General features: G+C 64.6%; 22 protein-coding genes and 1 pseudogene. 12 read left to right on the forward strand and 11 right to left on the reverse strand.

What is annotated here, in order from left to right; all coding sequences use genetic code 11:
• Positions 1 to 96: 96 nt before the first annotated feature.
• The 5 genes from KIO76_RS01225 to KIO76_RS01245 all read right to left on the reverse strand — a co-directional run bounded on the left by KIO76_RS01225 (position 97) and on the right by KIO76_RS01245 (position 4985).
• On the reverse strand, positions 97 to 1158 hold the full coding sequence (locus KIO76_RS01225; RefSeq protein ID WP_213321102.1) for an ABC transporter ATP-binding protein: 1062 nt from the start codon (positions 1156 to 1158) through the stop codon (positions 97 to 99).
• A gap of 2 nt (positions 1159 to 1160) precedes the next feature.
• Positions 1161 to 1952 carry an ABC transporter permease gene (locus tag KIO76_RS01230; RefSeq protein ID WP_213321103.1) on the reverse strand — a complete coding sequence of 264 codons (792 nt, stop codon included), beginning with the start codon at positions 1950 to 1952 and terminating at the stop codon, positions 1161 to 1163.
• Positions 1953 to 2022: 70 nt separating this feature from the next.
• A complete protein-coding gene (locus KIO76_RS30830; protein WP_213321104.1) occupies positions 2023 to 2922 on the reverse strand; it encodes an ABC transporter permease in 900 nt (299 codons plus the stop codon).
• Positions 2919 to 3962, reverse strand: coding sequence for an extracellular solute-binding protein (locus KIO76_RS01240; protein ID WP_213321105.1), 1044 nt, complete (start codon positions 3960 to 3962; stop codon positions 2919 to 2921). Before KIO76_RS01240 ends, KIO76_RS30830 begins: the two co-directional genes overlap by 4 nt.
• 51 nt (positions 3963 to 4013) lie before the next feature.
• The gene (locus KIO76_RS01245) at positions 4014 to 4985 is read right to left on the reverse strand and encodes a succinylglutamate desuccinylase/aspartoacylase family protein (RefSeq protein ID WP_213321106.1); all 972 of its coding nucleotides are present in this window, start codon (positions 4983 to 4985) and stop codon (positions 4014 to 4016) included.
• A gap of 191 nt (positions 4986 to 5176) precedes the next feature.
• Between KIO76_RS01245 and KIO76_RS01250 the strand changes: the two genes are divergently transcribed.
• The 7 genes from KIO76_RS01250 to KIO76_RS01280 all read left to right on the forward strand — a co-directional run bounded on the left by KIO76_RS01250 (position 5177) and on the right by KIO76_RS01280 (position 11466).
• Positions 5177 to 5941, forward strand: coding sequence for an IclR family transcriptional regulator (locus KIO76_RS01250; RefSeq protein ID WP_213321107.1), 765 nt, complete (start codon positions 5177 to 5179; stop codon positions 5939 to 5941).
• On the forward strand, positions 5938 to 6852 hold the full coding sequence (locus KIO76_RS01255; RefSeq protein WP_213321108.1) for a LysR family transcriptional regulator: 915 nt from the start codon (positions 5938 to 5940) through the stop codon (positions 6850 to 6852). The genes KIO76_RS01250 and KIO76_RS01255 overlap by 4 nt, the downstream gene beginning before the upstream one ends.
• A 143-nt stretch (positions 6853 to 6995) precedes the next feature.
• Positions 6996 to 7475 (forward strand): DUF3830 family protein, encoded by a 480-nt coding sequence (locus tag KIO76_RS01260; RefSeq protein ID WP_213321109.1) that lies wholly within the window; start codon positions 6996 to 6998, stop codon positions 7473 to 7475.
• Positions 7476 to 7629: 154 nt separating this feature from the next.
• Complete coding sequence (locus KIO76_RS01265; protein WP_249729432.1) at positions 7630 to 8688, forward strand: ABC transporter substrate-binding protein; 1059 nt, start codon at positions 7630 to 7632, stop codon at positions 8686 to 8688.
• A gap of 13 nt (positions 8689 to 8701) precedes the next feature.
• Positions 8702 to 9598 carry an ABC transporter permease gene (locus tag KIO76_RS01270; protein WP_291976078.1) on the forward strand — a complete coding sequence of 299 codons (897 nt, stop codon included), beginning with the start codon at positions 8702 to 8704 and terminating at the stop codon, positions 9596 to 9598.
• A complete protein-coding gene (locus KIO76_RS01275) occupies positions 9591 to 10394 on the forward strand; it encodes an ABC transporter permease (RefSeq protein ID WP_213321110.1) in 804 nt (267 codons plus the stop codon). Before KIO76_RS01270 ends, KIO76_RS01275 begins: the two co-directional genes overlap by 8 nt.
• A 1-nt stretch (position 10395) precedes the next feature.
• The gene (locus KIO76_RS01280) at positions 10396 to 11466 is read left to right on the forward strand and encodes an ABC transporter ATP-binding protein (protein ID WP_213321111.1); all 1071 of its coding nucleotides are present in this window, start codon (positions 10396 to 10398) and stop codon (positions 11464 to 11466) included.
• 145 nt (positions 11467 to 11611) lie between these two features.
• Here the strand turns inward: KIO76_RS01280 and KIO76_RS01285 are convergent, their stop codons facing one another.
• A complete protein-coding gene (locus tag KIO76_RS01285; RefSeq protein ID WP_213321112.1) occupies positions 11612 to 12724 on the reverse strand; it encodes an anhydro-N-acetylmuramic acid kinase in 1113 nt (370 codons plus the stop codon).
• Positions 12725 to 13093: 369 nt separating this feature from the next.
• Here KIO76_RS01285 and KIO76_RS01290 point away from each other — a divergent pair, with 369 nt between their 5' ends.
• A complete protein-coding gene (locus tag KIO76_RS01290) occupies positions 13094 to 14248 on the forward strand; it encodes an acyl-CoA dehydrogenase family protein (protein WP_213321113.1) in 1155 nt (384 codons plus the stop codon).
• A gap of 232 nt (positions 14249 to 14480) precedes the next feature.
• Here KIO76_RS01290 and KIO76_RS01295 read toward each other — a convergent pair whose 3' ends face one another.
• The 5 genes and pseudogenes from KIO76_RS01295 to KIO76_RS01315 all read right to left on the reverse strand — a co-directional run bounded on the left by KIO76_RS01295 (position 14481) and on the right by KIO76_RS01315 (position 19939).
• Entirely contained in the window at positions 14481 to 14846 is a 366-nt protein-coding gene (locus KIO76_RS01295) for a hypothetical protein (RefSeq protein ID WP_213321114.1), read from the reverse strand.
• Between the two features lie 134 nt (positions 14847 to 14980).
• Positions 14981 to 16135 carry an MBL fold metallo-hydrolase gene (locus tag KIO76_RS01300; RefSeq protein ID WP_213321115.1) on the reverse strand — a complete coding sequence of 385 codons (1155 nt, stop codon included), beginning with the start codon at positions 16133 to 16135 and terminating at the stop codon, positions 14981 to 14983.
• Complete coding sequence (locus KIO76_RS01305) at positions 16132 to 17226, reverse strand: ABC transporter ATP-binding protein (RefSeq protein ID WP_213321116.1); 1095 nt, start codon at positions 17224 to 17226, stop codon at positions 16132 to 16134. The genes KIO76_RS01300 and KIO76_RS01305 overlap by 4 nt, the downstream gene beginning before the upstream one ends.
• Positions 17214 to 18918, reverse strand: a pseudogene (locus KIO76_RS01310) (ABC transporter permease). Before KIO76_RS01310 ends, KIO76_RS01305 begins: the two are co-directional and overlap by 13 nt.
• Positions 18919 to 18946: 28 nt before the next feature.
• Positions 18947 to 19939 (reverse strand): ABC transporter substrate-binding protein, encoded by a 993-nt coding sequence (locus KIO76_RS01315; protein ID WP_213321117.1) that lies wholly within the window; start codon positions 19937 to 19939, stop codon positions 18947 to 18949.
• 352 nt (positions 19940 to 20291) lie between these two features.
• On the opposite strand from KIO76_RS01315, the gene KIO76_RS01320 reads away from it, so the two are divergent.
• From KIO76_RS01320 to KIO76_RS01335, 4 genes are all read left to right on the forward strand, one after another.
• Positions 20292 to 21626: an NAD(P)H-dependent oxidoreductase gene (locus tag KIO76_RS01320; RefSeq protein ID WP_213321118.1), complete on the forward strand. Its 1335-nt coding sequence runs from the start codon at positions 20292 to 20294 to the stop codon at positions 21624 to 21626.
• A 76-nt stretch (positions 21627 to 21702) separates the two neighbouring features.
• Positions 21703 to 22302, forward strand: coding sequence for a sigma-70 family RNA polymerase sigma factor (locus KIO76_RS01325; RefSeq protein WP_213321119.1), 600 nt, complete (start codon positions 21703 to 21705; stop codon positions 22300 to 22302).
• Positions 22286 to 23047, forward strand: a complete 762-nt coding sequence (locus KIO76_RS01330; protein ID WP_213321120.1) for an anti-sigma factor family protein — start codon at positions 22286 to 22288, stop codon at positions 23045 to 23047. The genes KIO76_RS01325 and KIO76_RS01330 overlap by 17 nt, the downstream gene beginning before the upstream one ends.
• A 23-nt stretch (positions 23048 to 23070) precedes the next feature.
• On the forward strand, positions 23071 to 23787 hold the full coding sequence (locus tag KIO76_RS01335) for a Bax inhibitor-1/YccA family protein (RefSeq protein WP_213321121.1): 717 nt from the start codon (positions 23071 to 23073) through the stop codon (positions 23785 to 23787).
• Positions 23788 to 23920 lie beyond the last annotated feature (133 nt).

The following is a 23920-nucleotide window of genomic DNA, read 5'->3' on the forward strand; positions in this document are numbered from 1 at the left end:
AAGTTCCATCAGCGCATGGCTCGAATAATCAAGATACGGCTGCGACGCGGTCGTCCCGGAAGAACGCATAACTCCATTTTCCGGGACGGCAGGTGCTCACGCTGCGAACAGCGTCAGATCCTGAGCCTTGACGTTGAGGTCAACGGACTTCCCGACTTCGAGGCCGGCCAGCTCTCGCCCATGGCGCTCGACGAGCATGGTGCGGTCCCCGTCGCGCAGCTTCACGAAGATATGCGCGGAAGATCCCTGATAGGATATCGTCTCGATCGTCCCGAGGCCCGCTTCCGCGGCAGCGGGATGGATGGCAACGCATTCCGGGCGTACCATCAGGGTCACAGGCTTGCCCTTATCAAAGCCCTGTCCTTCAGCGGGCAGCACCGTGACGCCGAGCCCATGGCGGAGCGTGACGACACTACCGTCGCGCGCTTCGACGGTCGCGGGCAGGAAATTGGCGCTGCCGATGAAGTCGGCAACGAAACGCGTCTTCGGCCGCTCATAGATGTCGACCGCCGCGCCGATCTGCTCCACCGCGCCGCCGTTCATGACGGCAATGCGATCCGCGATGGCCATCGCCTCGTTCTGGTCGTGAGTCACGAAGATCGAGGTCAGCCCGAGCTCGCGCTGGATGCGGCGCAGTTCCAATCCCGTCGATTCACGCAGCTTGGCGTCCAAATTCGAAAACGGCTCGTCAAGCAGCAGGATCGACGGGTTGATGACCAGCGCCCTGGCCACCGCCACGCGCTGCTGTTGTCCGCCGGAGAGCTGGCGCGGCAGGCGGTCGGCAAGCCCGGTGAGCTGCATTGTCGCGATCATCTGAGCCACACGCTTCTCACGTTCGGCTGCCGGCACGCCGCGCCGGCGCAGGCCGAAGGCGATGTTTTCCGCAACCGAGAGATGCGGAAAGAGGGCATAGTTCTGGAAGACGAGACCCGTGTCGCGCTTGTGAGGCGGCAGGCCCGTGAGGTCCCGGCCGCGCACGACTATGCGCCCGGCCGACGGCTTGATGAAACCTGCGACCATCCGCAATGTCGTCGTCTTGCCGCAGCCGGAAGGCCCGAGAAGCGCAACCATCTCGCCCTTGTCTATCGTGACGCTGAAGTCGCGCACCGCATGGGAATTGCCGTAGACCTTGGCGAGGTTCTCGATAACGATTTCCATGATCAATCCCTCACGGCGCCGAAGATGTGATAGATGACCATCAGCGCCATGGTCAGCAGAACAAGCAGTCCCGACACCGCCGCCACCGACGGGTCGAAGCCAAGCTGCACGGCCGAATAGATCGTGACCGGCAATGTCGGCGCGGATGGCTCGGCCAGGAACAGCGCTAGCACGACTTCATCGAAAGATGTGATGAAGGCCATGACGGCGCCGGCGATGATAGCCGGACGCACGACCGGCAGGAGCACCATCAGGAAGCTCTGCAGAGGTGTTGCACCCAGGTTCTGGGCCGCCTCCTCCAATGTCCGGTCGAACCGCTGGAAGACCGGCAGGCTGACGCGGATGACATAGGGCGTGCAGACGATGACATGGGAGGCGGCAAGCCGCGCCGTGCCGGTCAGCAACCCCGTTCGGGAAAAGAAGATCGACAATCCCACCGCCAGCACCAGGGTGGGCAGGATCAGCGGCGACAGGAAAAGGGCCTCGATGAACTTGCGCCCGCGAAAGTCGTAGCGCGTAAGACCATGCGCCGCGAGAATCCCGATGACCGTCGAGACGATGGCCGTGATCGTCGCGACTTTGAGGCTGGTGAGGAAGCTGCCGACATAACGCATGTCGCCGACAGCCGCCTGGTACCACTTGAGCGTTAATCCCTGCGGCGGGAATGAGAGATAGCCGGTGTTGCCGAGCGGCGCGACGACGATGACGAGGATCGGCAGCAGGAGATAACAAAATGCGATGATCGTCAGCGCCAGGAGAAGCGCCCCGAAGGGCGATTTCAGGTCGATGGTCATGATCGCGCCTCCATCTGCTCATGTCCTTCCAGAACCTGGGCGTAGACACGCGCCAGCACCAGATCGACGGTCATGAGCGCGCCTCCGTCTGTCCGCGCCCTTCCAGGACCCGGCCGTAGACGAGCGCCAGGACCAGCACGAAAACGAGCAGGATGGACGACAGCGCCGCGGCGAAGGGCCAGTTCAAAAGCTCGATGGTCTGCTCATAGATCGCCGTCGACATCACATGCGCCCGCGCGCCGCCGACCAGGCTCGGCGTGGCGAAAGTGCTGATGGCCAGCGAGAAGACGAGAAGAGATCCCGCCAGAATGCCGCCTCGCGCAAGGCGGAGTGTCACAAGCCAAAGTGCTAGCGAGGGCTTGGCGCCGAGACTCATGGCCGCGAGTTCGAGGTCGCGATCAATGGAGCGGAACACGCCGTAGAGCGTCAGCACCATCAGCGGCAGAAGAACCTGCGCCAGCGCGATGACCACGCCGCTCATGCTGTACATGAGCTGGAACGGCGGCGAGGCAAGCCCCAGCGCCACGACCAGCTTGCTGATGAGGCCATCCCTGAAGAACAGCACCATCCAGCCGAAGGAACGCACGACAGCGCTGACGAGCAGCGGAAAGGTGGTGATGACCAGCAGAAAGCCCGCCCAGCGGGATTGCATCCGCGCCAGAAGATAAGCGACCGGCAGCCCGAGAACGAGTGTAATGACAGTCGTTATCACGCCAAGGAACAGCGTCCGCCCCAGCAACTCCCAGTAATAGCTGTCACCGAGAAAACGTTGATAATGCGCGATCGACCATTGATTGCCATCGACGAAGCTCGTTGCCAGCAGCGAGAGCTGCGGCCAAATGAACAGGATGGCGTAAATGATGAAGCACGGCGCGAATAGAAGAACGGGCACGTAAGGAATGAGGCGCGGCGACGAGGCCGCCGCGCCATGCGTGCCCGGCGCGTCGAGGACCGGGCGGACCGCGGTCACCGCGCGATCTCGCGGTTCCAACGCTCCGTCCAGGCAGCGCGGTTGGCGTTGATCTTCGCGCGGTCGAGCTGCGCGAGTTGCTTGACGTCCGGAACGTCCTTCGCGAGCTCCGGTGGCAGCTTCGTGTTCACGTTGGACGCGGTCCAGCGCATGCCCTCGGCAATCGCGATCTGCGCTTCCGGCTTCAGGAGATAGTCGATGGCACCGTTGGCGACGTCGGCATTCTTGGCGCCTTTGGCGATGCAGGACGTGATCGGCACGGCGGGGCTACCCTCCTGCGGGGCTGCGAAGGCCACTGGCAGACCGCTCTGCGCCGTCTTGAAGGCATTGCCGGTGTCATAGGGCATGATCCAGATATCGCCCTGGCCGAAGAGGCCCGGCAGATCGGATGCAGCCTTGAAGATCGTCTCGTTCTTCAGCTTCGCCATGGCCTCGAAGCCGGGATCGATATTGTCCTCACCACCGCCGAAGGTCCGCGCCAGCATCACGAGAAAGTCCATGCCGAAGCCATTGGTAATGGCGGGAAACGCGATGTGCCCCTTGTACTCCGGCTTGAAGAAGTCCTTGTAGCTGGTCGGCGGCGTCGAGATCTTGTCCTTGTTATAGACGATGCCCTCGGCGATCACGGCCCAGGTCACCCAGTGGCCATCGGGATCCTTGAGGCCATCCGGCACATTGGCGAGGTTCGGGACCGACTTCAGAGGCTCGGTCAGTCCCTCGCTCTTGGCCTGGGCCTCCTGCCCGCCCGAGAACTGATACATGTCGATCTGCGGGTTGCCGGCTTCCGCCTTCATGCGCGCCAGCGCCGCGGCGGACTGCATCGGGACCTGCGTGCTCTTGGCGCCCGTGGCGGCATCGAAGGGATCGAACGCCGCCTTCTGGATGATGTCCATCGTCGAGCCGCCAAAGCCCGACGACAGGAGCTGGCGTCCCTTGAAGCTGGCGTCCTGCGCCTGTGCAAAAGACGGCAGCAGCGAGCCGGCGCCGACGGCGGCAAGCGCCGCCATGAATGCGCGGCGGTCCAATTGATCCAGACTCATGGCAAACCCCTGTGTTTTTCTATGTTGAGTATTTCAAATGATATCGAGGCCTCAGGCCTCCCGCGTCCCGACGAGCTCGAAGACCTGGTCACCGTTGTAGATCGGCATGTGAGGGCGGCGGATGGAGCCGACCCAGGCACGCTCGATCGGGCAATGCACCGCCTGAACCACGTCACCATAAAGGTCCACGATATCGGCGATATGCTGGCCGCGCACGACATCGTCACCGGGGGCCACGAACGGCAGGAACAGGCCGCCGCGGGTTGCTTTCATGTGGATGGCGTCAGCGCCGAGACGATAGCGATCGAGCTTCGGCGGCTGTCCGGGAAGCATCTTCATTTCCTTGAGGACACCGAAGATCGCCTGGGTCAGGCGAGCGATGTCCTCCTCCGTCACGCGGGCGCCTCCACCGCTCTCGACGATGAGCGCCGGCTTGCCACGCTTCGTATAGGCCGCGAAATGCGCGCCGGCCAGCGAGGGCTCGAGCGAGTTCCAGACGTTCGGGGTACCCGTCGCATAGGCCAGGCGCTCTGAGGCGGCGCCCTGCGGAGAGCCGTCATTGTGGAACAGCGTGTAATGGCAGGTGATGGTGAGATCGCCGCCGGAGTGCAGATCAAGCATCGCGTCGCCCGTGGCGAGCGAAACCTCGAGCAGCTTATGCGCGAGCTGGTAGCTGTAATGCCCCTCCGGATCGCCGGGGAACACGCGGTTGAGGTTATAACCGTCCTGGGGCGTGAGGCGGTTGTAGCCGCGGAAGCCGAGCGGATTGGCCAGCATCAGGCATGCGACCGTGCCCTTGAGCTGGTTGAGATCGACAGTTTTCAGAAAGCGCTGGATAGCGAGCGGACCAACAACCTCCGGACCGTGGATGCAGGCCTGGAGCCACAAGACAGGTCCCGGTTCAGCGCCCGATGCGATGACAACAGGCGAACGGATCGCGCCATCGGGATACTCACCAAGGTCCAGGTGCCCACGCGTGATCTTGCCACGCTCACCAATTGCTGTACCGACCGCCGTGCTCATGCTGACCTGCTCACCTGGAAAGAGGAAATCACCTGATCATGCCGTTATTTCACGAGGATCAGTGCAGACGGTCACGAGGCTGTTGGGATATGCATCCCCCCTGGAACCGCCGACTCTCCTCGATTGACGATCTATCAAATCGCGATGTGTCACATGTGTCAACATCGTTCGTCCAAATGGAACGATCCGCAATGAGCTCCCTCGAGAACGGTCTTAAAATCTTGTCCCTGATCGCCGAGGACCGCACCGTGCTGCGCGTCAGCGAAGTCTGTCGCGAGCTCGACATTCCGAAGGCATCGGTATCCCGCCTCCTGCGCACGCTGGCGGATTTTCACCTGCTGGAGCGTGATGACCGCGACAGCAGCTATGTGGCCGGTGGGCTGACGCTCGATCTCGCACGCGCGTATCTGGCGCGGCACGGCCTGATGGATCTTGTCGAGGAGGCCGTCATCGCGCTTGTCGAGGAGTTCGGCTTCACCGGCCACGCCGGTATCGTCGTCGGCGACGAGCGCGTCCTGCTGGTCGCGCGACAGGGATCATTCCCGCTGCAACACATCGCGCCGGTGTCGGAGCGTCGACCAGCTTTCCAGTCCATCATCGGCCGTGCGATCCTGGCGCGCTCGCCCGACGCCGGCATCCTGGCACAACTGCGGTATCGAGCGCCTGACGAAATGCGCCATGGCTTCAGCGGACACCAGATACTCTCGGAAGTGCGCGAGATCCGGCGCACACGCATATCGCATTCACTGAGCCTCATGACACCCGGCATCGGCTCGGTAGGGGCGGCTGTCGCCGATCCCGGCCGTGGGGAGATCATGGGCTTTTGTCTATCCTACCCATCAGCCGCGACCGATGAAGCACTTCGCCAGCGCATGGCCGAGGCCGTCTTCCGCCATGCCAGCGCCATCGGGACAAAGCTGCGCGATCCGCACTGGACGAGTGATCCGCCGCCATGAAACTGGCCAACTTCGAGACGTTCGTTCTCCTCTCGCGGCTACGCCACTTCGGCCGTACCGCCGACCAGCTCCACACGACCCAGCCTGCCATCTCCTCGCGCATTGCAGCGCTCGAGCAAGAGCTTGGCGTCCGCCTCATCGAACGGGAAGGACGCAAGTTCCATCTCACGCCCGCCGGACATGCGGCGTTGCCGGTCATTGAGAAGCTACTCGCCGACTACGAGCGTCTCAAAGCCGGCTTCGCCGACCCCGATCAATTCGCTGTGACACTGCGCATTGGCGCGATCGATGCGATCGTGCAAACCTGGCTGCCAAGCTTCTATCAAAAACTGCGTGACGCCTTCCCCCGCGCCCAGATCGACATCATCGTCGATACAACGACCAATCTGCTCTCTGGCATGCGCGACGGCGAGATCGACCTGAATTTCTGCCTCGATCCCGTCCTGGAGGAGGGCTATCGCAGCTTTGTCGTTTGCACCTATTCCATGTCCTGGGTTGCCAGTCCGAAGCTCGCCCAGCCGGGCCGCGTCTATTCGGTGGCCGAGCTCGGCGCCATGCCGCTCATCACCTTTCAGCGGCACACACCGCCCTATCGGACGATTGCCCCTTATTTTCAGGACGAGAGCGTGCTCGCCTCACAATTGTCCTTCTCGAACTCGCTTCCGGCCATGATCCGGCTCGCGATCGATGGGTTCGGAGTCGCCGCCGTTCCCACGCTCTGTGTGGCCCGCGACATCGAGGCCGGCCTGCTTGTCGACATGGATGTCGTCAAGCCCCTTCCACCGATGCAGTTTATCGCGAACTATCATCCCGCCCCCGGCAGCGTGTTGATCGAGCGCGTGGTTTCCCTTGCGAAGGAAACGGTTTCAGAATTCTGCTCATCGATCGATCCAACGAAAGCCTGGGCATAATTTCTGGAATTTTCATTAATAAATTTTATCGATGGAATAGAGAACAACGATTGGACAGGCCGCTCGGCCCGGCGCAATTTTAGTATCCAGTTAACGATTGCGGCCGTCGCGGATGATACGGTCGTGGCACTGGGAGCCCTTTCATGGCATCGAAGCGTTTCTACCTGACCTTTGTCGAAAAGAATGTCCGCGGCATCATCGAGCCCTATTGGGACAACGCGCCGGTGACCTGCGAGACGATCTGGAACGCGCTCGCCAAACCCATCCGCGTGCCTGCCTCCCATGCGATGTTCGCTGGTCCCGAGATCATGACCGGCCTGCCGAAGGAAGCGCAGAACTTCGACCCGCGCGGTGTTCCCGCCGAGAACCAGACCTGCTTCCCTATCGCGGGCGAATGCTTGTGGTTCTATCAAGCGCCTAACCTGATGAAGGGCCTGACCGACGAGTTCTGGGAAATCGGTATGTTCTATGACAACGGGGGCCGCATTTTCGGACCGCTCGGCTGGACGCCCTGCAATATCTTCGGCCGCATGACCGAGGGCCTCGAGGAAGTTGCCGAGGCTTGCCGCTCGATCCGTGTGGAAGGCATCAAGACCGTCGAGATAGGCCGTCTCGAAGGCTGAGGCTGACAACTGCATCTGGAAGCCGGGAGCGACGAGATTTCGCTCCCGAGCCATCTGAAGACCTTCCGATCCCAACACCGAGCGATTTTCCTGTTGGGGTGGCTCCACGCCATGCACATCTTGCCTGAACGATAAACGAGAGGGGATCTCATCGATGTCAAAGATTGTAGCGACGAGACGGGTTGTCCTGAATGTGGGCCTGGGCCTCACCATGGCATTGGCTGTGAGCGGTGTGATTTCTCCGGCCGCGGCGCGCGAGAAACTCGTCATCAACTCATACGGGGGCGCCTACGAGCAGATCCATCGCAAGCTCGTGATCGAGCCGTTCTCGAAGAAATACGACGTCGACGTCCAGGTCATCACGGCCTACTCGGCCGACGCCTTGGCGCAGTTGCGAGCCCAGAAGGCCGCGCCGCAGTTCGATGTCATCCATTTTTCCGGCGGTCAGGAAGTCGTCGCGGCGCGTGAAGGCCTGATCGCGCCGATCAAGCCGGACGAACTCACGAACGCCAAGGACCTTTATCCCTTCGCCATCGAAGGGCTGTCCCGTGGCGAAGGCCCGGTCCATGCGGTGGCCGCCATCGGCCTTCTCTACAACAAGGAAAAGGCCAAGAAACCGGAGAAATGGGCCGACCTCTGGAACGCGGATTACAAGGACCACGTCGTCCTGACGGACCTGTCGAACAGCTACGGCCTCCTTGGCTTCCTGATGATCAACAAGGTCAAAGGCGGTGACCTGACCAAGGTTGACCCGGGCTTCGATGCCGTGAAGACGCTGCTCGACAGCGCGGTTGTCGTCGCGACTTCGCCGGAGATGCAACAGAACTTCGCGCAGAACGACGCGTGGATCGCGCCTTACGCACAGGACTATGCCTATACGCTCCGCAAGGCAGGCCTGCCGATCGAATTCGTGCAAGGCGCGGAAGGAACGCCGGCGGTCTATCTCACCGCCAATCTGGTCGCCAACCGCCCGAACCAGGACCTTGCGAAAAAATTTATTGATTTCTCCCTGTCGGCGGAAGTCCAGGCGGGTTGGGCGCAGGAATTGCGCTACTCACCGACCAATAAAGCCACGAAGCTCGACGAGACAGTGTCTAAGGAAGTGGTCTATGGGCCGGACGCGGTCGCCGGTCTCGTCCGCTTCGATCCCGTCGCGGTGGATGCGAACCGCGCGGCCTTGGTCGAGCGCTGGAAGAAGTTGATTGCGAAGTAATGTGGACCGCCGCGTGAGTCCGTCCACAGACAACGGAGTTGTCGACACGCCGCCCCTCCCCCCTCAAGGCGTGTCGACACGCGTCCTCGGCGGTATCGCCGAGGACGCTACTCTCTCCGCGCCAGGTGTCTTCCTCATCCTCCTCGCCTTCATCCTGCCCATCGGGCAGATGCTGCTGTTGAGCCTTGAGAATACCACCGGCGGCCTGACGGTGGAGCATTTCACCCGTTTCCTGGGCGATGGCTATTATCTCGGCATCGTCTGGCGCACCCTGCGCCTGTCGCTTCTCATCACCGTCATTGCCGCCGTCATCGGCTTTCCGCTCGCCTATGTCATGGCGCATGTCGGGCCGCGACTGAGACTGTGGCTCATTATCCTCGTCATCCTGCCGCTGATGACCAGCGTCGTGGTCCGCACTTTCGGCTGGATGGTGCTGCTCGGGCGCGGTGGGCTCATCCCCTTCACGCTCTGGAAGCTCGGCTTCGTCAATCGCAATTTCACCCTGATGCAGACGGAGAGCGCAATCGTCATCGGCATGGTTCAGGTCCTCCTGCCCTTCATGACGCTCTCCGTGCTCGGCGTCGTCATGAAGGTCGACCGGCGGCTGGAAGAAGCGGCGCGCACCATGGGCGCGAGCTTCCTCGCGACGCTGCGCACGGTGGTTCTGCCTCTCGCGATGCCCGGCATTGTCGCCGGCTCCCTGCTCGTCTTCACCCTGTCGGTCAGTTCCTTCATCACGCCCTCGCTGCTGGGCGGCGTGCGCCTGCCGGTTGTAGCCGGCTCGATCTACGAGGCCGCGACGAAGACGCTGGAATGGAACTTCGCAGCCGCGCAGTCGGTCATCCTCCTCATTGGCGTGTTCCTCGTGCTCCTGCCTTATCTCAAGCTGACGGGACGCCGGCATGGTTAGAGCCGTCCCGACCACCGTGCGCATCACGGCGTTTCTCTTCGTCGTGCTGACGCTCGTCTTCGTGCTTGCGCCGCTCGTGGTGGTGGCCGGGGTATCAGTGTCGGAGAGCCAGTTCATCGCTTTTCCGCCAGCCGGCTTCAGCCTGCGCTGGTACAGCGCCATCCTGACCTCGGGCGCCTATCTCGGCGCCGCCTGGACCAGCCTGAAGCTTGCTGTTCTCGTGACGATCTGCGCCACCGTCATCGGCGCGGGCGCCGCGATCACGCTGCATCGCCGGCGTCTGCCCGGTGCGGCCTTGCTCGCCGGCCTTTTCCTGTCGCCGCTCATCCTGCCGACCATCATCTTTGCCATCGGCCTCTTGATGCTCTGGAGCGCGACCTTCGGGCCGGTGTCGTTCACGGCGCTGTGGATCGGCCACACGGTGGTCGCCTTGCCCTATGTGGTGCGGACCACGCTCGCCGTGCTCGCCGAGTCCGACCCCTTTCTGGAGGAGGCGGCCGCGACGATGGGCGCGCGGCGCTGGCAGCGACTCGTGTTCGTGGTGCTGCCCCAGTGCCTGCCGGGGCTCGCCGCCGGCGCCTTCTTCGCGTTCAACATCTCCTTCGACGAGGCCGTCGTGGCGCTCTTCCTGCGCACCCCTGACCTCGTGACACTCCCCATCCAGATCTACAACCAGCTCGAGTTCAGTCCCGATCCATCGGTCGCGGCCGTATCGACCCTCATGATCGGCGTGACCATTCTGCTGATCGTCGTGATCGACCGCCTGCTCGGCATTCAACGTTTTACTGGCGCCTGAGATGACCCCGACAGCCTCCCCCGCGGTAAGCCTTGCCGGCATCGAGAAGACATTCGGCCGCACCAAGATCCTGCACGGCATCTCGCTCGATATCCCGAAGGGCACGTTCCTCAGCCTGCTCGGCCCCTCCGGCTGCGGCAAGACCACGCTCCTGCGCATCGTCGCGGGCCTGGAAAGCGCGACTGTCGGACAGGTCACCATCGCCGGCCGCGATGTGACCCGGCTGCCGCCGGAAGACCGGGACATCGCCATGATGTTCCAGTCCTACGCGCTGATGCCGCATATGAACGTGCGCGAGAACGTGCGCTTCCCGCTCAGAATGCGCCGTCGGGGCTCGCGCGAGGAACAGGAGGCGCGTGCCACCGCGGCGCTGGAAACCGTGCAGCTCGGCCATCTCGCCGACCGCATGCCCCGCCAGCTCTCCGGCGGCCAGCAGCAGCGCGTGGCGCTCGCCCGCGCCATCGTCTCCGACCCCGCCGTGCTCCTGCTCGACGAGCCCCTGTCCAATCTCGACGCGCGCCTGCGCGAGGACATGCAGGTGGAACTCATCGAGCTGCACCGCCGGCTCGGCCTCACCACCATCTTCGTCACCCACGACCAGGAGGAGGCGCTCAGCCTCTCCGACCACGTGGTCCTGATGAACGCCGGCCGCATCGAGGAACAGGGGCCACCACTCGCCATCTACGAGACGGCTGGCTCGCGCTTCGCGGCGAGCTTCATCGGCTCGGCCAATGTGGTGCCGGTCGAGGTCGAGACGGCAGGCGGCGTGGTGACGGCGCGACTGCCCGACGGCAGCAGGCTTGCCGTGGAGACGCCTGCCCCTCAAGGCGCCAACCACCTAGCCCTACGCCAGGAGGACCTGACGCTCGCTGCGGATGATGCCCCCCGCGCCGAGGGCCGCTCCTTCGCGGCAACGGTCGAGACCCGCGTCTTTCTTGGCGCCCGTGTACGCTACGTCCTGAAGGTCGGCGACCTCAGCCTGAAGGCGCTGGCGGAGCCGGGCCGCCTCTATCAGGCCGGCGACCGGGTCCTAGTGACCGTCCCGCCCGGCAAGGCACGTCTGGTGGCATGAGGCGCGGTGCCTCTAACGGTTGAGGAGCAGAGCCTCGGCCGTCATCCCGGAAACCGCAAAGCGGCTGTCCGGGATCCATGAGCCCGCATCAACTTTAACACACTGATAAATCTTCTACATTCATAGCGCCAAGGCTCACATCGCCTCACGCGGCGCGGTGCAGCTCGCCGCCAGGCATGGGATGCGACACGCCGGTCGTGGTGGGCAGGCTGAGCGGCAATCCGCGGCGCGCCCGCACGGCGAGATAGGCGAACGCCTCGGCCTCCAGAAAATCACCATGCCAGCCGACCGCTTCGACCGGCTCGACGGCGACGCCGAGACGCTGTTGCAGCCGGTGCATGAGATGCGTGTTATGGCGACCGCCGCCGGTGACGAGCCAGCGCGCCGGCGGCGTCGGAACATGGCGGAGGCTCGCAACCACGGATTCCACCGTGAACGCCGCGAGCGTCGCCGCCCCATCGGCGTCGGACAGCGCCTCCACTCCGGCCGCGCGACGGTGAAAGTCGTTCCGATCCAGGGATTTCGGCGGCCTGCGGGAGAAGAAAGGATTATCCATGAAGGCCGCGAGGAGGGCCTCGTCGACTCGGCCGGAAGCGGCAAGCGCGCCATCCGCATCATAACTCAGGCCGCGCCGGCGCATCACGAAATCATCGAGGAGTGCGCTCGCCGGGCCGGTGTCGAAGGCGATCGCCGTGTCGCCATCGAGATAGGTCACATTGGCGACACCGCCCAGATTCAGCACCATCAGCGGCTGCGCAAGCCCCGACGCAAGAGCGCGGTGGTAGAGCGGCGCGAAAGGTGCGCCCTCGCCGCCCGCCTCTACATCCGCATGGCGAAAGCGATTGACGGTGTCGATGCCGAGCCGGCGCGCCACCTCGGCGCCGAAGCCGAGCTGGCGCGTAAACTTGAGGTCCGGTCGGTGATAGACGGTCTGGCCGTGGAGGCCGATCAGCGACACGGTGTGGCAATCGATGCCGGCATGGGCCATGAACGTCTCGATCGCCGCGATATGCGCGTCCGTCACCGCCTGTTCGAGGTCGTCGAGGGGCTCTTTCAAAGCGCGCTCGGCTTCTGCCACGATACCGATCAAGGCGCTGCGCACGTCATCGGGATAAGGGACGGTCAGCCCGGCGCCCGGCTCAACCTTGAGATCGCCATCAGTGCGAACCACGGCAACGTCGATGCCATCCATCGAGGTGCCGCTGATGACGCCGATTGCCGTGACCACGTCCGGTCCGCCCAACTCCGTTCCATCCATATTCGCGCTCCAGCCGATGGGTAGCCTTCTGGCCGTGGCCGTTCTCCGTGGAGAGCGAATCACGCACCGTCCGCGCCGCCCCAATCCGCCTCAGGCGTAGCGCAAGCCATGAGGCTGGCCAACGGCAATCAGCGTGATTGGCATATCCGCTCTGGCAAGACGTGCACCAAGCCCCCGAATCTGGGCATAATCCAGCCGGAAGACGACTCAGCGTGTGCCGTCCCTCAGCCGCGACAGCTTGAGAATGTTCGGCACGCGCTGCATGGGACGGCAAAGACCGCAGTGCCGTTTGGACCATGATCGCCACGCGCCGGTCAGGCTCCGATGAAAGGACCGGATGGAGCGCGATCTGTTGAGTAGGACATAGCGATGACCGCAGTTTCGCCGAAGATCCAACAACCCTCGCCGCCGCCTTCCATCGAGACAATCGTGCAGAGGCTGTCGCTGCAGGCCGCGCGCCGCGCCGAGGATCTCGACGACGACGAGACCTTTCCCGCCGAAGACATCGCGGGCCTCGTCGCCGGCGGGATGATCGCGGCGCCCCTGCCGGAGGCGTTAGGCGGACGCGACCTCGGCTTCGGGCGCGCCGGCGTGCAGCAACTCGCCACCGTCCTCAGCGTGCTCGGGCGGGGCAATCTTTCGGTCGGCCGTCTCTATGAGGGCCATGTCCACGCGCTGAAGCTCACCCTCACCTATGGCACGAAGGCGCAGCGCGAGGCCGCCGCCGCGGACGCGCATGCCGGCCATCTGTTCAGCCTGTGGACGGTAGACGGCAGGGAGCCCTTGCGTCTCGGCGATCCCGCGACCGGCGGCAAGCTCACTGGCGCCAAGCTGACCGGTTCCAAGACCCAGGCACCGGGGGCTGGCTATGTCACGCGGCCGCTCGTTACCGCCCTGCGCAGCGATGGCAGGACGCAGCTCGTTCTGGCCCGGCTGCCGCTCGGCGCCCGGGCCAGCCTTGCCAGCTGGCGCCCCCACGGCATGCGGGCCTCTGCCAGCGGAACGGTCGACTTCACCGGTTTCGAGATCGACCGCACGGCCCTCATCGGCGAGCCTGGTGCCTTCGGCCGCGAGCCTCTGTTCTCCACCTCCTCCTGGCGCGTCGCGGCCGTGCAACTCGGCGGAATCGAGGCCTTGTTCGACGCGATGCGCCTGAACACGAGGGGGACTGACGACGCCCTCCAGCTGGCGCGTATCGGCGAAACCGCGATCGCGGTGGAAACCGCGCGCCTGTGGGTACAGCGCGCCGCGCTGACGGCCGAAAATCCCGAAGGAGACGCCGAGACGAAGGCCGCCTATGTCCGGCTCGCCCGCCTCGCTGTGGAAAGAGCCGGCCTCGACGTCATCGAAAGAGCCCACCGCGCGGTCGGTCTTGCCGGCTTCATGCGGCCTCATGTGGTGGAGCGCCTGACCCGCGACCTCGAAACCTACCTCCGTCAACCCGATCCCGATGGTGCTTTGATACGGGCAGCTGCCCATATCGTCGCCAAGGACACCACTCCGGCAGCAGGCTTGTGGCGGTAGGGGGCATATACCACAACCGGTACGGTTCATTCGGGGCGCTGCGAGACAGTGAACCCGGAATACATGGACGACGACGACAGTACTTATCCGGCATCGGCGTGTTCGTGGATTCCCTCCCGTCGCTGCGCGACGCCGGGGATGACACGAGGCGTGGACGGCTGACGCCGATCCGTCCCCTGAGGGGAGAGGTCGAAACCATAGCGTCCACAGAAACCCGGTTCAGCGACCTGTCCTAAACGCGCTTGTCCCGGAGGTAATCGACCAATCCGACATGTGTGTATTGGTCGAGTTCCTCAGCGGCCCTGGTGAAGCGGTCCTGCATCGCGAGGAGCGCCCGCACGAGCTGGGCCGATTCCTGCGGGACACCGAGGCGCATCCAGGCATCGATGGTGCGGATCGGCAGCCCCACCGCGTGGCCGAAGGCATAAACCGAGGAGTAGCCGAGCGCGAGCGCCGCCGCTTCGAGTTCCGCCGGAGCCATGCGGGGCTCCAGCGCGTGGGCGTGAATGCGATCGAGCACATGACGGATGTCGCGCGGCTGAAAACCGAAAGCACGGTCGACGATCCGTCCGAGATCAGGCGGAAAATGGCTGGGCATCGGTGGCTCCTTCCGCGTCGGGTCGTCTACTCTTGAGCGGAGCAAAGTCCGCAACAGATGGACTTGCTCCAGCCCTGGCTGAGTTTAGCGGGCTCCGACCGCACGTTAAAGATTACACCGGCGCTCGGCTGCCGTCACAAGGCAATGAGATCGCCGGTACGGGGCTCGGGATCAAGCGTCGGAAGGCGGCCGGCCATGGCCACGAGGCCGGCCCGGTCGCAGGAATGGCCGAGGCTGAGCCGCGCGCCGCTTGCCGTGACGATGGCCACGTTCTCCGACCAGGTGGGATGCGTCGGCAGGCGCAGCCAGTCCGCCTGCCCCGCTTGGCGGATCGCATGCGCCGGGCTTGCCGCCGGCACATGCCCTGTGAACAGCATCGGCAGCCCATCCCGAGCAGCGCGCGGCAGATGATCCGCCGCCGGCCCACCGAGGCCCATTGCATCATGGGTCAGGAGCGGCCGGTCGGGCCAGCTCTCGCCTTCACTCCAGTCGACGGCTTCTTCGAGCTTGCCGGCTAGCCCGGCCTGCAGACCCGGCCAGAGCCATCGCGCGTCGCCGATCTGCGCCTTAAGCGCATCACGCAGGCCCGGCGCCAAGGCGAGCGGCGGGAGCAGTGCCAGAAGCTCGAGCGAGCGGCCGGACAGCGGCACGGGCAGGAGGCAGCGTGGATGCGCGGCAACCCAGTCCACGACCGCCGCGGCCCGAGCGGCCGGCGGTACATCGTCATCGCCGTAGGACGCATCGAAGAGCACCACGTCGGCAGGCGGTGGCGCGTTATAGGCGAAAACGCTGCTCTTCGGTACGACGTCGCCGCAATAGAGCACCCGCTGTCCTTCCCCGTTGACGAGGCACCAGACCCCGCCGACCACATGGCCATTGCGCCCCGTGGTGATGGTGAGATCGCCGATCGTCAACGCCTCGCCCGGCGCGATGAGCGAGATCGGCGCGGCCAGGGCGAGGGCCGCGTCAGTAGGTTGGGCATAGTCCCTCAGACAGGCCGGCATATCGGCGCGCGTTTCCGCCGTCATCAGGATGCGGCCGCGAAAGCCGTGGCGGAGGCACCAGCCGAGAGCCCCGAGGTGATCCTCATGGGCGTGAGTGATAAGGAGGGCATCGGCAGTGACCAGATCCGCCGGGCTGATGACAGGATGGTAAGCGCGCTCCCAATCGACGTCGCGCGGGGCATTGGTGTTGATGCCGACGTCGATGATCAGGCTTGTCGACGCACTCTCGATGCCAAAGCTGGTGCGCCCTTTCTCACCGAAACCTCCATAGAGCCTGAGCTTCATGCGGCGACCCTCGCCCCTGCCGTCGGTATTGCCCAGCCCTGTCCCGGCTTCACCGTGATGGTCACGGCATCGCCCACCTCGACGGTGGCCGGCTCCGGCACGTCGAGCGAAAGGATCCGATCGTCTGCGGCGTCCACCGCCGCCTCGACACGGAACAGGCCGCCGCGATAGACGACGCGGGTGACGCGGCAGGCGAGGCCTTCGCCGCCTGCATCAGCCAGAGCGAGATCACCGGCGCGCACGCAGAGCTCGCCCTGCCCGGCCGCGCGTTGGTCCCTGGCGCAGCGGAGCATCAGCTCGCGGCCGAAGAGGCGTGCCCGCGCCCGCCCCTCCCCCTCGGGGAGGATATTGGTGAGCGGCAGCACCATGCCGTGGCCGATAAAGGAGGCCACCATGGCATTGGCCGGCTCGCGGTAGAGTTCGCTCGGCGTAGCGAGCTGCATCAGGCGCCCGTGGTCGATCACCGCGATGCGGTCGGCGAGTGCCATTGCCTCCGCCTGATCATGGGTGATGTAGATCATCGTGTTGCCCGTGCGGCGGTGGAAGGCCGCGAACTCGTCCTCCATGGCCGCCCGCAGGTGGACATCGAGGTTGGCGAGCGGCTCGTCGAGCAGGACGAGCGACGGCGCCGCGACGAGGCAGCGCGCGAGCGCCACACGTTGGCGCTGGCCGCCGGAGAGGTTCGCAGGCCGGCGGTCGCCGAAGCCCACGAGATCGACCAGCGCCAGGGCCTCCTCCACGCGTCGGCTCCTCTCGGCCGGGGGCACACCGGCGACGCGCAGGCTGTAGCCGACATTCTCCGCAACGCTCATATGCGGCCACAGCGCATAGTTCTGGAAGACGATGCCGACGCGGCGCAGCTCCGTCGCGACATGGGCGGCGGCTGAGGAGACCAGGCGATCCCCGATGCGGATCGTCCCGCCGGTCACCTCGTCAAAGCCGGCGATCAGCCGCAGCAGCGTGGTCTTGCCGCAGCCCGAGGGTCCCAGGACGGCGATGAACTCGCCGTCGGCCGCGTCGAGGCTGACGCGATCGAGCGCCTTGAACGGCCCGAAATCCTTCGTGACGGTGTCTATGGTCAGTCGCGCCACGGCAGGACTCCAGGAGGAATGCGCTTAGCAAAGGCGAGCGTCGCCAGCATCAGGACCAGCGTGACCAGCACCGTGAGCACAGCGACCGCCGCCGCATAGTTGGAATCGCCGGCCTGCTCGAAGGAAAAGACGATGACACCCAGGGTTTCCGAGCCCGATGACCACAGCAGGGCGGAGACCGTGAGCTCGTTGAAGGCCGTGAGGAAGACCAGCAACGCGCCCGCCGTCGCCGCCGGCGCCACGAGCGGGAAGATCACGGTGCGAAGCCTATAGACGAGGCCGGCACCCGCCACCTGCGCAGCCTCCTCCAGCGCCCGGTCCACCTGATGATAGCCTGACATCGCGGGGCGCAGGCCGAGCACCAGGAACCGCGCGAGATAGGCGAAGAGGATGATCCAGATGGTGCCGTAGAGGCTCACGCCGAGGATGGGCAGCGGCTTGAGGAAGATGAGGATTGCCGCGATGGCCAGCACCACGCCCGGCAAGGCATAGGGCAGTTCCACGAGGACGTTCAGTGCCCGCAGGAGAGGCGAGCGCCGCCACACCAGGAAATAGCCGAGCGGCACGGACAGGAACATGATGACGACAGCCGCGACGGCCGACAGCGAGAAGCTGTTGAAGAAGGCGCGCTTGGCCGCCGCATGCTCGAACAGCACGAAGGCATAGTTGCCAAGCGTGGCGGTGGTCGCATTGAGCGGCACACCGAACGCCGGCACCAGCGAGGTGAGGAACAGCCCGACCATCGGCAGGACGAGGACGATGAGGGCGATCCCCCAGAGCGCCGCCTCGACGGGAAGCCGCCACCTCCCCATGGTGAAAGGCCGTGCGGTGATGGACGTCGTTGTGACGGAAGTCGCGCCGGCGCAGCATGACGTCCTGCAGAATGATGCCAGCCATGGCGATGACGCCGATGAGCATGGACAAAACCGCCACCTCCGACAGGACGGACGGCCCCAGGCCTGAGAGCCGCTGGTAGATCAGCGTCGGCAAAACGACATAGCGGCCAGGAATTCCGAGAAAGGCTGGGATGCCGAAGTTACCGATCGAGGAGACGAAGGCGAGCGCCGTGCCCGCGACCAGGCCCGGCGTCATCAGGGGCAGGATGATCGTGCGCAGGATGAAGAAGCGGCCGGCGCCGGCCGCCCGCGCGGCCTCCGTGAGTTCGCGCGGCAGACTGCGCAGGCCGGCGCGCAGCGTCAGGAAGACGAGCGGCGCATATTGGATGCCGAGGAGCAGAATGATGCCCTCGCGCGAATAGAGAGGGTTGCGCGCGCCGATAGGCGGGGCAAGGCCAAGGAGCTTGAGCAGCGGACTCGCCGGCCCGACCACCTGCAGCCAGGCAAGCGCGGTCACCTGCGGCGCGATCATCAGCGGGAGCACGAAGCACAGCACGAAGGCGTTGCGGCCGCGTATGTCGGTGAGCGCAACCACCAGGGCCACAACGGTCCCCAGGACGACGGCGATCACAGTGCCGCCGATGGCGGTTTCGAGGCTGTGGAGGGTGGCCGTCCAGGTGTTGGCGTTGGCGAGAGTGGCGGTCAACGCCCTCAGGGACGGCGCGCCGCCCGGCGCGAAGGCCTCAAACAGAAGCCGCGCCAGCGGCATCAGGGACAAGAGCCCGATGACAACGCAGAGCACCGCGAAGAGAATGCGATCCTGGCGACGTCCCGAATTGTCCGCAACCAGGCTCATGAAACGAAAGCGCCTCTACTGCTGCTGATCAGCCGCCGAACATCTCGGCGAAGCGCTTCTTATCGGCTTCGGTCGCAGAGAGCACGGCCTGAATATCGATCGGCATCAGCTTGATCTCGGTGCCCTCAGGCAACCAAGCGGGGTTAGGAATGCCTTCCTTGGCCGGGATGTAGCCTTGCGACACGGCGAGCTTCTGGCCGTCGTCGGACAGGATGAAGTCGATGAAAGCCTTGGCGGCCTCGGGGTTCTTGGTGGCCTTGAGAATGGCGACAGGCTCGGTGACCGCAGGCGCGCCTTCCTTGGGGAAGACGAACTCCACCGGCGAACCCTTGGCCTTTGCATTCAAGGCCATGAAGTCGACGAGCACGCCATAGGCCTTTTCGCCGCCAGCGACGGACTTCAGCACGGCGCCATTGCCGCGGACGGTGACGGCGTCGTTGGTCTTCAGCGCGTCGAAGAACTTCCAGCCGAGATCGGGACGGGCGGCGAAAGCCGACAGCATGATGGCGGCAGCGCCCGAATAGAGCGGGCTCGGCGCGACGATCTGGCCCTTCAGCGCCGGATCGGCGAGATCGGTCCAGGAGGTCGGCTTCTTGGCGGCAGCCGTGTTGTAGGCGATGCCGGTCGTGATCAGCTTGGAGCCGAAATAGGTCTTGTCCTTGTCGAAGGAGCCCGCGCGCAGGCCGTCGACCTTGGCCGCGTCATATTTCATGAGGCGGTCATCGCGCTTCAGGGCTTCCATGGAAACAGCATCGGCGATGAGCAGTACGTCTGCCCCCGGCTGGCCGCCTGCGAACTCAGCGGCAAGCTTGGACATCACCTCGACGGTCCCGGAGCGGAAAATGTCGACCTCGACATTCGGGTAAGCCTTCTTGAAGGCTTCAACCGTCTTGGCCGCGTCGGCATCCGGCTGTGACGTATAGAGCGTGATCTTGCCCGACTGGGCCGAGGCGGTTCCAGGGCCCAACGCCAGGGCACAGGCAGCGACGGCCGCGAACAGGGCCGAAAATCTCAGCGACATGGATATCTCCCGTCATGATCGTGCCGCCTTATACGGCGTTTCGCATTACAGTTTGGCGACAGTCATCAACCTGTCATTCAGCCAAGGTGAGCGTGGGGATTGGCGCTGAAGCAGCCCGGTGATTGCCAACAACTAGCGGGTTTGCACAGCAGCCTCCAGACCAATCGAGCGCAAAACCCGCATTGACGCGGACCGAATAGGCGGATGAGTGAGGCGGCCTTTGCGTTGCCCTGCCCGTCGTGCCATGGCAGAGCTAAACACGCAGGCCAACAAAGCATGTCGGTCCAACCGGTGCGGATCACGGCGTGCATGTACAAGGTGTAGACGCATGGGAAGCGCCATGGGGAGTGCCATGACCACGGGCAAAGCTGATAAGCAAGGCGTCAACGCGGACCTCACGACGGATTTGGCGAAACGCCAGGCGGAGGGGCGGCCGGTACGTGTCGGCCTGATCGGTGCGGGCGAAATGGGGACGGATATCGTGACCCAGGTTTCGCTGATGCCCGGCATCGAGATCGCCGTTCTTGCCGAGATGCGGACCGACCATGCCTGGCATGCGCTCGATGTCGCGGGCCTGTCCCACGACACGGCACGCGCCGCCGACAGCAAAGGCGCCGTGGAAGATGCCATCCGCGCCGGCCGTATGGCCATCACAGGGGACGGCTCGCTCGCCTGCACCGCCGACCAGGTTGACGTGATCATCGACGCAACCGGCAATCCCGGCGTCGGGGCCGAGCTCGCGATGACCGCCATGCGCCACGGCAAGCATGTCGTGATGATGAATGTGGAGGCCGACGTCACCGTGGGCGCGTCCCTGCGGCGCGCGGCCGAAGAGGCCGGCGTCCTCTATTCGCTCGGCGCCGGTGATGAACCCTCCGCCGCCATGGAACTCATCCGCTTCGCGCAGAGCCTCGGCTATCCCATCATCGCGGCGGGCAAGGGCAAGAACAATCCGCTCAAGTTCGACGCGAAGCCCGCCGAGTACATCGAGGAGGCCACACGCCGCAACATGAACCCGCGCATGCTCGTCGAATTCGTCGACGGCTCCAAGACGATGATCGAGATGGCGGCCATCGCCAATGCCACCGGTCTTGTGCCCGACAAGCCGGGCATGCACGGTCCGGCAGCGACCGTGCCGGAACTTGCCAAGACACTGATCCCCATTGAGGACGGCGGTGTCCTGTCGCGCACGGGCGTCGTCGACTACTCCGTCGGCAAGGGCGTCGCCCCCGGGGTGTTCGTCGTGGTGAAGGCTCCGCATCCGCGTATCCATGAGCGGATGCGGGACCTGAAGATGGGGGACGGTCCCTATTTCACCTTCATGCGCCCCTATCATCTCACGAGCCTCGAGGTGCCGCTGACGGCCGCCTCGCTGGTGCTGCATCATCAGCCCCACATGGTGCCGCTGGAGCGGCCAGTCGCGGAAGTCGGGGCGCTCGCCAAGGAGAACCTCGCCCCGGGCGTCACGCTCGGCAAGATCGGCGAGGATCACTACCGCGGCTGGATCACCACGGTCGCGGCCGCGCGCGAAGCCCGCCTTCTGCCTGTCGGGCTCGCAGAGCGCGCAGTCGTGACGCGGCCGATCCAGGCCGGAGACTATCTGACGTATGACAATTGCCGGCCGGACGAGACTATGGAGATCGTGAAGCTCCGCCGCCGTCAGGATGAGCTGCTCGGCACGGGTTGACCCCCCTTCCGCGTCCCATCGCAAAAAAATCTCAGGTCCATGGGATTAAGGGGCGAGGGCGCTTCGTATATGGGACATGACGCGCGATACCAACCGCATGAATGTCCTCGGTCTCCTCCCGGCGCTCCGGCGCTACGCCCGCGCTCTCACGCGCGACGCGGCGAGCGCCGAAGACCTCGTGCACGACACGTTGGTCAAGGCCTACGAAAAGAAGAGCAGCTTCCGCGCCGGTCGCAACCTGCGTACGTGGCTGTTCGCTATCCTGCACAACCATTTCGTCGACGGCGTCCGCAAGACCCGCGCCGACACCCTGCGCATCACCAGCGCCACCGAAGCGGCCGAGACAATCATGCCGCCAGTGCAGGAGCATTCCGTCCGTCTTGCGCAGGTCCGCCAAGCCTTCATGGCTTTGCCGGACGAGCAACGCATGGCGCTTCACCTCGTCGCCATCGAGGGCATGAGCTACCAGGAGGCCGCCACGACGCTCGGCATCCCTGTCGGCACGCTGATGTCGCGCCTCGGCCGAGCCCGAGCCACCCTGCGCGGTTTTGAGGAAGGCGAGCAGGCGGCTGACAAGACCGTCCATTCGGAAGGCAAGGGCCCCACGGCTCCGGCAACGCCGGGACGCCCTGATCATCTGCGCGTAGTGGGAGGAACAGATGATTCGACCCATTGACCCGATCACGACCTACGACCTTAACGCTTATGTGGACGGTCAGCTCGATATGCACCGCCGCATCGAGGTGGAGGATCATCTGGCGCGGCATCCGGAGGCTGCTGCGCGTGTGATGGCTGACATGCGCACCCGTGACGAGCTGCGTCTGGCCTTCGCGGAACATTCATCCCTTGCGCGGCCCCAAACCATGGAGACGGCTCGGCGGCTGGAGCGTGGCCTGGCGAGAGCGCGAGCACTGAGCCGCCTGCGTCGCTTCGCGACCGCGGCAGTGATCGCGGCCGCCGGCTGGATTGCTCACGCCGAGGTCACAGGCTCTTCGAGCACCGCCGCCCCCATACCCGCGGCCTTTGTGGATGATGCGGTCAAGGCCCATCGGATCGAAGCCGCGCGGATGGCTATGACGGTCGCTCCGCCGACCGCGACCTATGATCCAGCCGCGATCCGCGCCTCGACGGCGCTCGCCATGCCTGTCCTGCCGGCTGGCTGGCGCGTGCTCGATATCCAGATCCTTCCCGCCGCTGCCGGCTCGAGCGTCGAGATCGTTTTCGATGCCGAGGACCTCGGGCGTGTCTCACTCTTCGCGGCGCGTGCGGACAGCTTTGCCGTGGTCTCGCCGGCCGCGACACGGCGCAATGCGGAAACCGTCGCCTATTGGCAGATGGGCGACATGGCTTACGCGCTAACCGGCCCCGCCGACCGCGAGCTCGTCGCGGCGGCGCGGACGCTCGCCAACGCCCTTTATTGATTGGTTACCAGGAGACAACCGGAATGAACCCCAATCCCGCATGGCAGACTGGCGCAGCCCGCGCCGGTGGTGCGATTTTCGACGAGGGCCTTCGGCAGCACATGCTGCGGGTCTACAACTACATGTGCCTCGGGCTCGTTCTCACGGGCATCGTGTCCTATGTGGTCGGGACAACACCCGCGCTCTACGTGCCGATCTTCCAGACCCCGCTCAAGTGGGTGGTGATGTTGGCACCGCTCGCCTTCGTGTTCTTCTTCTCCTTCCGCATCGAGAAGATGTCGGCAGCCTCAGCGCAAATGGCCTTCTGGGCCTTCTGCGCGGTGATGGGCCTGTCGCTGGCGTCAGTGTTCCTCGTGTTCACCGGCACGAGCATCGCCCGCACCTTCTTCATCACCGCCGCGATGTTCGGCGCGACGAGCCTCTATGGCTACACGACGAAGCGGGATCTCTCGCAGTTCGGTTCGTTCATGATCATGGGCCTTATCGGCGTGATCATCGCAAGCCTCGTGAACCTTTTCCTTGCGTCGAGCGCTCTGCAGTTCGCCATCTCGGTGATTGGCGTGATCGTCTTCATAGGCCTGACCGCCTGGGACACGCAGTCGATCAAGGAGCGTTACGCCGAACATTTCAGCGATGAATCGCGGCAGAAGATGGCCGTTTTCGGCGCTTTCTCGCTCTACCTGAACTTCGTGAACCTCTTCCAGCTTCTGCTGCAGTTCACCGGGCAGCGTGAGGAATAACGACAGGATCCCTGTGCGATGCCTCGGGATCGTCAAGATCCCGGGCTATCGTCGGGACTGCTTATCCAAATAGTGTCCTTCGGGATGTTGGGAGGCACCGCAAGTCCGGTGCCTTTTTTGTGGGCGCGCCACC

The sequence above is a fragment of the Chelatococcus sp. YT9 genome, from assembly GCF_018398315.1.
Lineage (GTDB): Bacteria > Pseudomonadota > Alphaproteobacteria > Rhizobiales > Beijerinckiaceae > Chelatococcus.